Source organism: Saccharothrix sabaoui (assembly GCF_051756985.1).
Taxonomy (GTDB): domain Bacteria; phylum Actinomycetota; class Actinomycetes; order Mycobacteriales; family Pseudonocardiaceae; genus Actinosynnema.
The window spans coordinates 15,942-28,748 of record NZ_JBPKJK010000117.1 but is presented as its reverse complement, the minus strand read 5'-3'; the positions used below and the strand labels follow the sequence as shown (position 1 = coordinate 28,748).

10 protein-coding genes are annotated in these 12,807 nt (G+C 72.9%); 6 read left to right on the top strand and 4 right to left on the bottom strand.

Annotation, left to right across the window (positions count from 1 at the left end):
• Positions 1-27: 27 nt before the first annotated feature.
• Positions 28-1,140, bottom strand: a complete 1,113-nt coding sequence (locus ACR807_RS29305) for a serine hydrolase domain-containing protein (RefSeq protein WP_438924680.1) — start codon at positions 1,138-1,140, stop codon at positions 28-30.
• Positions 1,141-1,394: 254 nt separating this feature from the next.
• Between ACR807_RS29305 and ACR807_RS29300 the strand changes: the two genes are divergently transcribed.
• Positions 1,395-3,029: a glycosyl hydrolase family 18 protein gene (locus tag ACR807_RS29300; RefSeq protein WP_438924679.1), complete on the top strand. Its 1,635-nt coding sequence runs from the start codon at positions 1,395-1,397 to the stop codon at positions 3,027-3,029.
• Between the two features lie 231 nt (positions 3,030-3,260).
• On the opposite strand, the gene ACR807_RS29295 is transcribed toward ACR807_RS29300, so the two are convergent.
• Positions 3,261-5,033 (bottom strand): M14 family zinc carboxypeptidase, encoded by a 1,773-nt coding sequence (locus tag ACR807_RS29295; protein ID WP_438924678.1) that lies wholly within the window; start codon positions 5,031-5,033, stop codon positions 3,261-3,263.
• Between the two features lie 162 nt (positions 5,034-5,195).
• Here ACR807_RS29295 and ACR807_RS29290 point away from each other — a divergent pair, with 162 nt between their 5' ends.
• Both ACR807_RS29290 and ACR807_RS29285 read left to right on the top strand, forming a co-directional pair.
• Positions 5,196-5,438, top strand: coding sequence for a DUF2630 family protein (locus ACR807_RS29290; protein ID WP_438924677.1), 243 nt, complete (start codon positions 5,196-5,198; stop codon positions 5,436-5,438).
• 87 nt (positions 5,439-5,525) lie between these two features.
• Positions 5,526-6,443: a MerR family transcriptional regulator gene (locus ACR807_RS29285; RefSeq protein WP_438924676.1), complete on the top strand. Its 918-nt coding sequence runs from the start codon at positions 5,526-5,528 to the stop codon at positions 6,441-6,443.
• A gap of 38 nt (positions 6,444-6,481) precedes the next feature.
• Here ACR807_RS29285 and recD2 read toward each other — a convergent pair whose 3' ends face one another.
• Positions 6,482-8,647 carry an SF1B family DNA helicase RecD2 gene (gene recD2, locus ACR807_RS29280; protein ID WP_438924675.1) on the bottom strand — a complete coding sequence of 722 codons (2,166 nt, stop codon included), beginning with the start codon at positions 8,645-8,647 and terminating at the stop codon, positions 6,482-6,484.
• Between the two features lie 558 nt (positions 8,648-9,205).
• Between recD2 and ACR807_RS29275 the strand changes: the two genes are divergently transcribed.
• Positions 9,206-9,718, top strand: a complete 513-nt coding sequence (locus ACR807_RS29275; RefSeq protein WP_438924674.1) for a hypothetical protein — start codon at positions 9,206-9,208, stop codon at positions 9,716-9,718.
• A 75-nt stretch (positions 9,719-9,793) separates the two neighbouring features.
• On the opposite strand, the gene ACR807_RS29270 is transcribed toward ACR807_RS29275, so the two are convergent.
• Positions 9,794-10,864, bottom strand: a complete 1,071-nt coding sequence (locus ACR807_RS29270) for a hypothetical protein (protein WP_438924673.1) — start codon at positions 10,862-10,864, stop codon at positions 9,794-9,796.
• 148 nt (positions 10,865-11,012) lie between these two features.
• On the opposite strand from ACR807_RS29270, the gene ACR807_RS29265 reads away from it, so the two are divergent.
• Together ACR807_RS29265 and ACR807_RS29260 are read left to right on the top strand one after the other, a co-directional pair.
• Positions 11,013-11,681, top strand: a complete 669-nt coding sequence (locus ACR807_RS29265) for a response regulator (protein ID WP_438924672.1) — start codon at positions 11,013-11,015, stop codon at positions 11,679-11,681.
• Positions 11,678-12,775, top strand: coding sequence for a HAMP domain-containing sensor histidine kinase (locus tag ACR807_RS29260; RefSeq protein ID WP_438924671.1), 1,098 nt, complete (start codon positions 11,678-11,680; stop codon positions 12,773-12,775). Before ACR807_RS29265 ends, ACR807_RS29260 begins: the two co-directional genes overlap by 4 nt.
• Positions 12,776-12,807 lie beyond the last annotated feature (32 nt).

Here is a 12,807-nt window from a genome sequence, read left to right as displayed (position 1 = left end):
ACACCCCGGTCGGGCAGAGCACCCCGGTCAGCAGAACACCTCGTTCAGCAGCTCCTGGAACCCGTTCACCTCGCCCGGGTCCGGCGCCGAGGTCAGGGACACGGTCAGGCGGGTCTTCGCGTTCGCCGTGCCGACCACCAGGCTGGAGTAGCCGGGGATGCCGCCGCCGTGGCCCCAGACCTCCGCGCCGCACGGCAGCGTCGACCTCTCGACGCCCAGGCCGTACTCGGTGGACACCGGGGTCAGCGCCGTCAGCTCCGCCTGCTGCGCGGGGCGCAGGAGGCGGCCCTCCAGGAGCGCCTCGGCGAACCGGTCGAGGTCGGCGGTCGTGGAGATCATCCCGCCCGCCGCGTGCGCGACCGACGGGTTGATCCTGGTGATGTCGTCCACCTCGCCGCGCAGGCGCTGGTAGCCGTGCGCGTGCGGCCCCCTGATGTCGACCGCGGCACCCGGCGCGTACGTGTCGCGCAGGCCCAGCGGGCGCAGGACGCGGCGCTCCACGGCCTCCCCGTACGGCCTGCCGGTGACCTTCTCCACCAGCAGGCCCGCGACGACGTAGTTGGTGTTGGAGTAGTTCCAGCCCGTGCCCGGTTGGAAGTCGAGCGGCTTCGAGGTGGACAGGGCGACCAGCTCGGCCGGCGCCCACGTCCGGTACCGGATGGGCTCGTAGCCCTCCGGGTCGTTCGGCAGCGCGTCGGTGTAGTTGTAGAGCCCGCTGGTGTGCTGGAGCACGTGGCGCACGGTGATCCGGTCGCCGTCGGGCAGCAGGCCCGGCAGGTGGCGGGACACCGGCTCGTCCAGCCCGACGCGGCCCTCGCCGACCAGCTGGAGCACCACGGTCGACACGAACGTCTTGGTGATGCTGCCGACCCGGAACCGGCCGTCGAGCGGCACGGGGCGCGGCGAGCCGACCTCCGCCGTGCCGGCCCGCGCGGTGAACTGCCGCCGGCCGTCGGTCACCCGCACCTGGACGCCCTGCGCGCCGGTGCCCGCCATCAGCTCGACCGACCGCTGGACCACCCCGCGGTCGACGCGGTCGCCGGTCGGGGCCGCGACCGCCGTCCCCGCGAGCCCCGTCGCCCCCAGCCCCGCGACCGCCATCCCCACGGCGGTCGCCAGGGCGATTCCCCTCTTGCCCATCAACGTGTCCTCCCTCTCGACGTCGAGGACACCGAGTCTGGCCACGCGGACGTGCGCCGGCGTCACCCCCTGGTGGACGGCGGCCGGCGACTTTAGGCTCATCCACCCTTAGTGGTCAGCGGCCCGCGGAACCGATTCCGAAGCCGCCGGGACTACTCCGTTCGAGTGACGGCAATGGTCTAGACCTTGACCGTGAAGTGGTCTGAACCACATGGTGACATCCACCCTGCACTCCTTTCCTGACGAGGAGCACGATGTCCAAGATCCGATGGCATGTCACAGCGGCGGCCGTAGCGGTCGCCACGTTGGCGGTGGGCCTGGTCGTCGCCCCGGCCGCGAGCGGCGCGGGCGGTGTCTCCGCGACCTTCACGAAGGGCTCGGACTGGGGCACCGGGTACGAGGGCAAGTACACGATCCGCAACGGCTCCAGTGCCTCCCTGAGCACCTGGACGGTCGAGTTCGACCTCCCCTCCGGCGCCAAGGTCACCTCCGTCTGGGACGGCAGCCAGACCACCAGCGGCCAGCACGTCACCGTGAAGCCGACCTGGAACGGCAGCGTGGGCGTCGGCGGCTCGGTGAGCTTCGGCTTCAACGTGACCTACTCGGGCGCGTACTCCGCCCCGACCAACTGCAAGCTGAACGGCGCGTCGTGCGACGCCGGCGGGACCAACCCGACGACGACCACCACGACCACCACCACCACGACGACGACCACGACGACCACCACCACGGGTCCGACCACCACCACGACCACCGGCACCCAGCAGCCCGGCGGCAAGAAGAACCTGGGCTACTTCACCCAGTGGGGCGTCTACGGCCGCCAGTACTTCGTGAAGAACATCCACACCTCCGGCTCGGCCGCGAAGCTGACGCACATCAACTACGCGTTCGGCAACGTGCAGAACGGCCAGTGCACCATCGGTGACGCCTACGCCGACCACGACATGGCCTACACCGCCGCGAACTCCGTCGACGGCGTCGCGGACACCTGGGACACCGGCGCCCTGCGCGGGTCGTTCAACCAGCTCCGCAAGCTGAAGAAGATGTACCCGCACATCAAGGTGCTGTGGTCGTTCGGCGGCTGGACCTGGTCCGGCGGCTTCGGCCAGGCCGCGCAGAACCCGGCCGCGTTCGCCGAGTCCTGCTACAAGCTCGTCGAGGACCCGCGCTGGGCGGACGTGTTCGACGGCATCGACATCGACTGGGAGTACCCGAACGCCTGCGGCCTGACCTGCGACACCTCCGGCTTCAGCTCGATGAAGACGGTCTCGCAGGCCCTGCGCACCCGCTTCGGCGCCAACTACCTGGTCACCGCCGCCATCACGGCGGACGGCTCCAACGGCGGCAAGATCGACGCGGCCGACTACGGCGGCGCCTCGCAGTACCTCGACTGGTACAACGTCATGACCTACGACTACTTCGGCGCGTTCAACGCCCAGGGCCCGACGGCCCCGCACTCCCCGCTCACCTCCTACACCGGCATCCCGCAGCAGGGCTTCAACTCCGACGCGGCGATCCAGAAGCTCAAGAGCAAGGGCGTCCCGGCGGCCAAGCTGCTGCTCGGCATCGGCTTCTACGGCCGCGGCTGGACCGGCGTCACCCAGGCCGCCCCCGGCGGCACGGCGACCGGCGCGGCCCCCGGCACGTACGAGGCGGGCATCGAGGACTACAAGGTCCTGAAGAACACCTGCCCGGCCACCGGCACCGTCGCGGGCACCGCGTACGCGTTCTGCGGCAACAACTGGTGGAGCTACGACACCCCCGCCACCATCGGCGGCAAGATGTCCTGGTCCAAGAGCCAGGGCCTCGGCGGCGCGTTCTTCTGGTCGCTCGACGGCGACACCTCCAACGGCGAGCTGATCACCGCGATCAGCAACGGCCTGAAGTAACACCCCGGAGCCGCCCTCGCGAGCGGCACCCGAAGGGCCCCTGCGGTTTCTCTCCCCCCGCAGGGGCCCTTCGGCGTTCCCGGACCGGCGCGCTGGTGCTCGGCGGCAACGCCGTGGCGCGGGCCACGACCACCCCCGACGCCTCGTGCGTCACCTCGGACCCGCTCGGCCTGGTCGACCGCAGGCCCTCCCGGTGCGTTCCCCGCGAATCCGGTGAACCTCGTGGGAGCCCTACAGGGTGAGGCTCCACGAATTCAGGTAACCGGTGTCGGCCGAGTAGACGTCCTGCACGCGCAGCTGCCAGTTGCCGTTGCGCGCCTCGGCGGAGACGTTCGCCGTGTAGGTGGTGTCGATGTTGTCGCCGGAGTCGCTGTTGGACGACTTCAGCCGGTACGACGTGCCGTCCGGCGCGACGAGGTCGATCACCAGGTCACCGCGGTAGGTGTGCACGGCGTGCACCTCCACCTGCGAGGTGGACGAGGCGTTGCCCGTGCACCCGGCGACGGTGATGGTGCTGGTCACGGCCGCGCCGTTGTCCGGGATGGCCACGTCGACGTCGTTGGTGGCCTTCGCGCAGCCGGTGGGCGGGGTGCCGCCGTACGGGGCGGTCGCCTTCTTCGCCGAGTACATCAGCATCGGCTTGACCTTCGGCCAGAAGGTCGACGCCTGGCACGAGTAGGCCGGGAAGAAGCCCGAGCAGGTGCCCGACGACGGACCGATCTCCCACACGAACGAGGCGACGCCCAGGTCGTCGTACACCCAGTCGTCGGTCGCGCCCGCCGCGTTGTAGAGCACCTCGCCCGGCTGCCCGTACTGCCAGCCGCCGGCCAGGCCGGCCAGCTCGCGCGCCATCGTGCGCAGCGGGGCGTCGTTGCCCGTCTTGTACTGGGTCGTCCAGCCCCACGGGAACAGCACCAGGTTCGAGTAGCTGTGCATGGAGACGACCACGCCGGTGGTGTCGGTCGGGGCCGCGTCGGTGACGCCCGTGCCGCGCCGGTCCCGGTACAGGTTGCGCCACAGCGCCTGCAACGCCCGCGTCTCGACCTCGGAGTTCGCGCTCGGCCCCTTGTAGGTCTGGTCGCACGGGTTGGACGACGTGCCCTCGCCGCCCCAGTGGGAGTCGGTGTTGCGGTTGAGGTCGACGCCGATCTGCGACGACGACGTGCCCGAGCAGCCCGACCCGTTCGTGGTGTTCGCGTTCTTGCGCTGGTAGCGCGGCGAGTTGCCGCCCTGCTGCACGATGTTCACGCCGTCGGGGTTGGCGATCGGCACCACCCACACCTCGGTGGTGTCGAGCAGCGCGGTGACCTCGGCGTCCGTGCCGTAGCCCTGGGTCAGGTGGTCGATCCACCGCCACGCCACGTCACCGGTGGTCAGCTCGCGGGCGTGCAGCTGGCCCATCACGAAGAACCGCGGCTTGGGCGCGGTGGGGCTCAGCGCGCAGTCGCCCGCGTTCTTCTTGGTGATGCAGACGGCGCGCAGGTCGTAGCCGCCCGCGCCCTGCGTCTTCTTCCACGAGTCGCCGTAGTCGACGACCGAGGTCAGCGCCGGGTGGTTCTGGGCGACCAGGTCCAGGTGCGACCAGTGGGCGTTGATCGTGCGGTAGCCGCCGTAGTAGGTCTCGTTGATGTCGGCGGCCTCGAAGGTGGGCGACTGCGACTTCTTCGCCGGCGGCTGCCACTGCGGGGCCGGCAGCACCTCGTCGACCACGGCGCTGAACCCGGCCGTCTTCAGGCTCGCCCCGGTGGTGGGGTCGCCGAGGACGAACAGGTGCTCGCCGTCGCGGTCCTCCAGCACGTCGAAGCCGCGCCCGAGCAGGTCCTGGGCGGCCTTCCCGAGCGGGGCGTGGACCTTGTAGACGTAGGTGGGCGCGCCCTGGGACTGCGCCTGGGCCTCGGTGACCCCGGGTGCGGGGCCCGCGGTCGTGGGGCCGGCGGTGACGACCGCCAGCCCGACGACACCGGCCGTGGCCAGTGCCAGCAGTGAACGTCTTGTCGACTTCACGGTGTTTCCTCCTAGGCAGGGTGATCGGAGGATGGGGCACAACCGGCCCGTTGCACACCCGCCGACCGGTCATTCCCACCACCGTCCGCCCGTGCGGTGGACGTCGTGTTTCGGCCGTTGGGCGAGAGGTACCCCGATCTTGGTCCGGATGGAGGAGGAGACGTGACTGACGAAGAACTCGTCGCGCGCATCACCGCACTGGTGGACGAGGAGCACCGGCTGGAGGGCTCGCGCGTCGGCGAGGGCCTGAGCGACGGTGACGCCCGCCGGCTGCGCGACCTCGAAGTCGCCCTCGACCAGACGTGGGACCTCCTGCGCCAGCGCCGCGCCCGCCGCGCGGCGGGCCTGGACCCGGACGGGGCCGAGCCCCGCTCCCCCGGCACCGTGGAGGGCTACCGGCAGTAGGCGCCGGCGCGCCGCGCCGCCCCCGGTCCGACGAGTCGCGGGGCGGGGCTTGACCCGGCCCCAGGGGCAGTCGGCACGGTCTCCGGCGTGGAGGATGTGCGGGTGGCGAAGCTGCCGGGGACGCGGCTGTCGGGGACGAGCACGCCGGGGACGAGCACGCCGGGGACGGACACGCCCGGGACGGGCACGCCGGGGACGCGGCCGTTGGGCATCGGGGAGTTCTCCCGGCGTTCGCGGCTGTCGGTGAAGGCGCTGCGGCTCTACGAGCGGCAAGGGCTGCTCCGACCGGCGTCGGTCGACCCGGCCAACGGCTACCGGCGGTACGCCGAGGACCAGTTGGCGCAGGCGCGCCTGGTGGCCCTGCTGCGGCGGCTGGACATGCCGCTGGCCGTGGTGGCCACGATCGTGGCCGCGCCCGGGGACCGCCGGTCCGACCTGGTCGCCGAGTACTGGGACGGGGTCGAGCACCGGGTGGCCGTGCAGCGCGGGCTCGCCGCGCACCTCCGCGTCGTGTTGACCGGAGGCGAGGGGTTGTCGGACATGTACGAGATCAGTCAGCGGGACGTGGCGGCGCAGGTCGTGCTCACCGAGCAGCGGCACCTGCGGCAGCCGGAGCTGGTGGGGTGGATCGGCGCGGCGATGAGCCGGGCGGAGGAGGCGGCGGCGCCGTACGGTGGCGCGGCGGGCGCGCCGTACGTCGTCTACCACGGCGAGGTCAACGAGGACAGCGACGGACCGGTCGAGCTGTGCTTCCCGATCGCGCCGGGCGAGGCGGCGGTGACGGCGGCGCACCGCGTGGAGGAGGCGCACCGCGAGGCGTACGCGCGCCTGCCGAAGGCGCACGTGGTGTTCCCGCAGGTCCTGTCGGCGTTCGACGCGGTCGCCGCGTGGCTGGAGGGGAACGGCCACGCGATCGCGGGGTCGCCGCGCGAGGTCTACTTCGCCGACTTCGCCGCCGCCGGGCCGGACGACGAGGTGTGCGACGTGGCGTTCCCGATGCGCTGACCGGGCGGGGTCCCCGGCTCCCCCGGGAGCCGGGGCTCCTAGAGCCGGTGGGACAGGCGGTGGGCGAGGGCGGTGTGCCGGCGGCCCGCGCCCACCGTCCGGACCGCTTGACCGATGGCCTTCCGGGAACCCACCAGGACGACGAGCTTCTTCGCCCGGGTCACCGCCGTGTAGAGCAGGTTGCGCTGGAGCATCATCCACGCGCTCGTGGTGATTGGGACGACGACGCACGGGTACTCACTGCCCTGTGAGCGGTGAATCGTCATGGCGTAGGCGTGGGTCAGCTCGTCCAGCTCCCCGAACTCGTAGTCCACGTCCTCTTCCTCGTCGGTCCGAACGGTCAACTTCTGCTCCACGTCGTCTATCGCCGTGACGATGCCCAGCGTCCCGTTGAACACGTTCTTGTCGTAGTTGTTGCGCATCTGGGTGACCTTGTCGCCCACCCGGAACACCCGGCCGCCGAACCGGCGCTCGGGCAGCCCCGGCGTGGACGGCGTCAGCGCCTCCTGGAGCAGCGCGTTCAGCCCGCCCGCGCCCGCCGGACCCCGGTGCATCGGCGCGAGCACCTGCACGTCGGTGCGCGCCTTCAGGCCGAACTTGCGCGGGATGCGGTTCGCGACGACGTCCACGACCAGCGCGGCGGCCTCCTCGGCCTCCTCGACGGGGAACAGGAAGAAGTCCGGCATGCCTTGCACGATCGGGTAGTCGCCGGCGTTGATGCGGTGCGCGTTGGTCACCACGCCGGACTGCTGCGCCTGGCGGAAGATGTGCGTGAGGCGGACGTTCGGCACGGGGCCGCCCTCGGCGAGCACGTCGCGCAGCACCTCGCCCGCGCCGACGGACGGCAGCTGGTCGACGTCGCCGACGAGCAGCAGGTGCGCGCCCGGCGCGACGGCCTTGACCAGCTTGTTCGCCAGCAGCAGGTCCAGCATGGACGCCTCGTCGACCACGACGAGGTCGGCGTCCAGCGGTCGGTCGCGGTCGTAGGCGGCGTCACCGCCCGGCTTCAGCTCCAGCAGCCGGTGCACGGTGCTCGCCTCGTGCCCGGTCAGCTCGGTCAGCCGCTTGGCCGCGCGACCGGTCGGCGCGGCCAGCACCACGCGAGCGCCCTTCGCCGCGGCCAGCTTCACGATCGAGCGGACCGTGAAGCTCTTGCCGCACCCCGGGCCGCCGGTCAGCACGGCGACCTTGCGGGTCAGGGCGAGCTGCACGGCGTCGCGCTGCCGGTCCTCCAGGGACGCGCCCAGCCACGCAAACGCTTTCGCCCAGTCCACGCGCCGGAACGCGGGCATCCGCTCGGCGTCCGTGCCGAGCAGCCGCAGCAGCTGGTTGGCCAGCGAGATCTCCGCGCGGTGGAACGCGAGCAGGTAGATCGCGGGCTCGCCGTCGGGCATGACCTCGCGGACCACGCCCTCCTCGCCGACCAGCTCGGCCAGGCACTCGATGACGAGGCCCGCGTCGACCTGGAGGATCTTGATGGCGGCGCCGATCAGCTCGTTCTCGGGCAGGTAGCAGTTGCCGTCGTTGGTGGCCTCGCCGAGCGTGAACTGGAGGCCGGCCTTGATCCGCTGCGGGCTGTCGTGCGGGATGCCGACGGCCTTGGCGATCACGTCGGCGGTGCGGAACCCGATGCCCCACACGTCCGTGGCCAACCGGTACGGCTCCTCGCGCACGACGTCGATGGCCTTGTCCGAGTACTGCTTGTAGATGCGCACGGCGAGCGAGGTGGACACGCCGACGCCCTGGAGGAAGACCATGACCTCCTTGATGGCCTTCTGCTCCTCCCACGCGGCGGCGATCATCTTCGTCCGCTTGGGGCCGAGCTTCGGCACCTCGACCAACCGCTGCGGCTCGTGCTCGATCACGTCGAGCGCGTCGACCCCGAAGTGCGTGACGATCCGGTCCGCCAGCACCGGCCCGATGCCCTTGATCAGGCCGGACCCGAGGTAGCGGCGGATGCCCTGGATGGTCGCGGGCAGCACGGTCGTGTAGTCGTCGACGTGGAACTGCTTGCCGTACTGCGGGTGCGACCCCCACCGGCCGCGCATCCGGATCGACTCGCCGGGCTGCGCGCCCAGCAGCGCGCCGACCACGGTCACCAGCTCCCCGCCGCGCCCGGTGTCGACCCGGGCGACGGTGTACCCGGTCTCCTCGTTGGCGAAGGTGATCCTCTCCAGCACCGCTTCCAGCACAGCCTCGCCCACGCGGCCACCCTAGGCGGCGGCACCGACAGCGGCGCCGACCGGCCCTCGGAGCACGAGCGGGGCCCACCTCTCCGCAATTATGTGGATTACCGGCGATGGGCCCGGAACAATCGCGCAACCGCATTCCCATTAAGTGTGACGCCCATCACAAACCCATTTCCGGAACCGGTACCGCTCTCCCGTCTTCCCAGGTGGGTGGAACGATGGGGAGAACTCCCGCCGCCAACCCCGGCGGGAGGCGGTATTCGCCGTCGGGTGGCGACGAGGCGATCGCCACCACCCGATGCGACGAGGAAGGGAGCCCTGATCGTGGAATCCGGTTCCGACCCGCCACACCCCCGCTCCTCGTACCGGGCCACCCGGCACGAGGGGCCGACCGCTGTTGTCCCGGCGCTGGCCGAGGTCCCCGCGGGGAACGGGCGACGTCCCGTTCGACCGTGAGGGCCGCGGTGGCCGTCCCCCATTCCCCCTGAGGAGGGAGCACTACCCGAGTTCACCCACAGCGCCGGGACAACGGCGGCCCGTCGACCACGGCCTGCTCTCGGTTGTGCGCTGTGAATGGACATCACGAACACCACCGCGTCCGCGGCGGGATCGGTTGCGCCCGACCCGACCCTGGAGGCGGTCGTCCTCGCCGCGTCCGGTCTCGGCGTGCTCGGCACCGTGCTGATCGTCCTGGCGCGGAGCGGGCAGTTGAAGCCGCTGATCGCGGCGGTCGCCCGAGTGATCACCGTGCCCCTCGCCCTCCTCCAGCACGTGGTGGAGCGGCAGAGCGCCAACGCCCGGCGTCGGCGCGAGTGGCGCGACAAGCTCGACCTCGCGGAGCGGGTGAAGGACGACCCCGACCTGCTGGCCGCGCTCAGGTCCGTGCACGCCCTCGTGGAGGGGCACGAACAGCGCCGGTCGGAGGACGACGTCGACAGCCCCACCCCGCCCGACGAACCACCCACCTCCCCCGGCACGGTCGTCGCGCTCGACCGGCACCGGGCCCGCGGGCGCTCACCCCGCCGCGGGCCGCGACAGAACCGGACGCGACAGGACCGGACGGGGAACGGCGGCGGTTCGGCGTGAGGACGGGCCGAACCGGTGGCCAGGTGGACGGCGCGGTACCGCGCCGACTTCCTGGCCACCGGTCACCCCTCCGCGTCACGGCCAGCGCACGGCACGCCCCGCCACCTCGCCGACCACGACGCCGGCGGCGTTGAGGCCCGCCACGAAACCCTGCACCTCGGCCCCCGGCACGGGCAGCAGCTCGACCTCGCCCGTCGACGACCAGCGGACCGGGCGGTGCCGGGCGCCGCCCCGGGCGATGCCCGCCTTCACGCCCGAGTCGGCGACCAGCTCGACCTGACCGCCGCCGTAGTCGTCGGGCAGGTCGAGCGAGGTGAGCGCGCCGTCGAGGTCCCAGCGCACCGCCTTGCCCTCCCACGACCCGTACGCCGCGCCGTCCGCGCCGAGCGCCCGCAGCACGCCCTGCTCGGTGGCGGGCAGCTCGACCGCCCCCGCGCCGTCCCAGCGCACGGCGTAGCTCGTGCGGTCCTCGCGGGCGAACTGGGCGATCGCGTGCGGGCCGCGCACGGCCTCGACCCACGTCCGGGTGCTGCCGGGCACGGTCACCGGCCCGGTGGGCACGCCGTCGTCCCAGCGCACGAGCCGGTCGGCGGCGTCGACGCCCGCGATCGCGCCGCCCGCGTCCACGGCCTCGGCGCGGACGCCGCCGGGCAGGGTGGTGACGCGGCCGCCGGCGTCCCAGCGGACGGCGTGGTACGCGCCGCCGGCGTCCGAGGCCGTGCCCACGGCCACCCCGGCCGGGTTCACCGCGAACACCTGGCCGTACCGGCCGCCGGGCAGGGTGTCGAGCGGGGTCGGCGAGCCGTCCGGGCCCCACCGGACGGCCAGCGGCCCCGCGGTGCCGTAGGCGCGACCGGCGGCGTCGACCCCGACCACGACGCCGACCCGGTCGGGCAGGGCCAGTTCGGTCGGCACGCCGTCGGCGGACCAGCGGACCGGCCGGTTCCGGCCGTCGACCCGGACCGAGCCGACGACCACGCCCGCGTCGTTGACCGCGACCGCCCTGCTCGCGGTGGCCCCCGGCGGCACCGCCAGGACCTCGACGCCGGGTCCGGCCGCGGAACCGACCTGCGGGACCACCGGGACCACCACCGCGCACCAGGCGACCACGAGCGCCGGCACGCCGTTCAGCAGCACACGTCGCACGACCGTCCTCCTCCCTCGGAGCCCGCCCGCACCCCAGCGAACCAGGCCGGACCGGGACGGGAAACGCTCCCGAACGGGTGGTCGCCCTCCACACGACGTTCACAACTCTCCCCGTCCGCCTCCACGGCCCCCACCTAGAGTCGGTCGCATGACACGTCGGGTTCTGGTGGTCGAGGACGACCTGACGATCGCCGAGTCGGTGGCCGCCCGGCTGCGGGCCGAGGGGTTCGAGGTCCTCCTGGCGCACGACGGGCCGTCCGCCGTGGACCGCGCCGGCGACGTCGACCTGGTGGTGCTGGACGTCATGCTGCCCGGCTTCGACGGGCTGGAGGTGTGCCGGCGCATCCAGGCGCGGCGGCCCGTGCCGGTGCTCATGCTGACCGCGCGCGGCGACGAGACGGACCTGCTCGTGGGGCTCGCGGTCGGCGCGGACGACTACCTGACCAAGCCGTTCTCGATCCGCGAGCTGGCCGCCCGGGTGCACGCGCTGCTGCGGCGCGTGGAGCGGGCGGCGTCGGCGGCGTCGGCCCGGATCTCCCTCGCCGACCTGGAGATCGACCTGGCGGAGCGGCGGGTGCTGCGCGGCGGCGAGGAGGCGCACCTGACGCCGACCGAGTTCCAGCTCCTGGTGCACCTCGCCGAACGGCCGCGTGCCGTGCAGTCGCGGGAACGGCTGCTCAGCGAGGTGTGGGGCTGGCACGACGGCACCGGCACGCGCACGGTCGACAGCCACGTCAAGGCGCTGCGGCGCAAGCTCGGGACGGACCTGATCCGCACCGTGCACGGCGTCGGGTACGCGCTGGAGGTGCCGCGGTGAGCCTGCGGTCGGCGGTCGAGACGGTCGCGGAGCTGCTGCCGCGCCCGCTGGACCCGGTGCGGTCGATCAAGCTCAAGATCGGCATCCTGCTGCTGTCGGCGTTCGCCGCCGGGTTCGCGTTCTTCTGGTACCGGATCGGCTGGCTGCCGACGAACACGACGATCGGCACGATCGCCATCGTCATCGTCACGTCGCAGGTGCTGGCGCACGGCATGACCCGGCCGCTGCGGGAGATGACGGCGGCGGTGCGGGCGATGCGGGGCGGCGACTACAGCCGGCGGGTGCGGGCGACGGCGCGCGACGAGGTCGGCGAGCTGGCCGCCGCGTTCAACCGGATGGCGGCCGACCTCGGCGCGGCGGACCAGCAGCGGCGCGAGCTGATCGCCAACGTGTCGCACGAGCTGCGCACGCCCATCACGGCGTTGCAGAACGTGCTGGAGAACGTCGTGGACGGCGTGGTGGAGCCGGACTCGGCGACCATGCGCACGGCCCTGGCGCAGACCGAGCGGCTCGGCAGGCTGGTCGCCGAACTGCTCGACCTGTCGCGCATCGACGCCGGCGCGCACCGGCTGGACAAGGCCGCGTTCGCGCTGGGACCCATGCTCGCCGACGTGGTGGCGGAGGCCGCCGTGGCCGCCCGGGGGGTGCGGTTCACGGTGGACGTCACGCCGCCGGGCGCGACCGTCCACGCCGACGAGGCCCGCTTGGCGCAGGTGGTCGCGAACCTGCTCGACAACGCCGCGCGCCACGGCCCGGCGGGCGGCGAGGTGCGGGTGACCGCCTCGGTCGGCGAGGACCTGGTGCTGGAGGTCGCGGACGACGGGCCGGGCATCGCGCCCCAGGACCGCGAGCGGGTCTTCGAGCGCTTCACCAGGGGCGAGCGGGCCGGCGGCGGGGGCACCGGCCTGGGCCTCAACATCGCCCGGTGGGTGGTCGACCTGCACGGCGGCACGATCGCCGTGGTCGACGGGCCGGGGTGCCGCATCCGCGCCGTGCTCCCGGCGACCGCCCCGGAAACCGCCCCGGGGGCAGTCCCGGGCGCAGCCGCGGAACCGGCCCCGGGAACAACCCGGGAGGCCGCCCCGCTCCCCTGACTCCCTGCTCACCTGCCCCCGCTCCCCCGCTC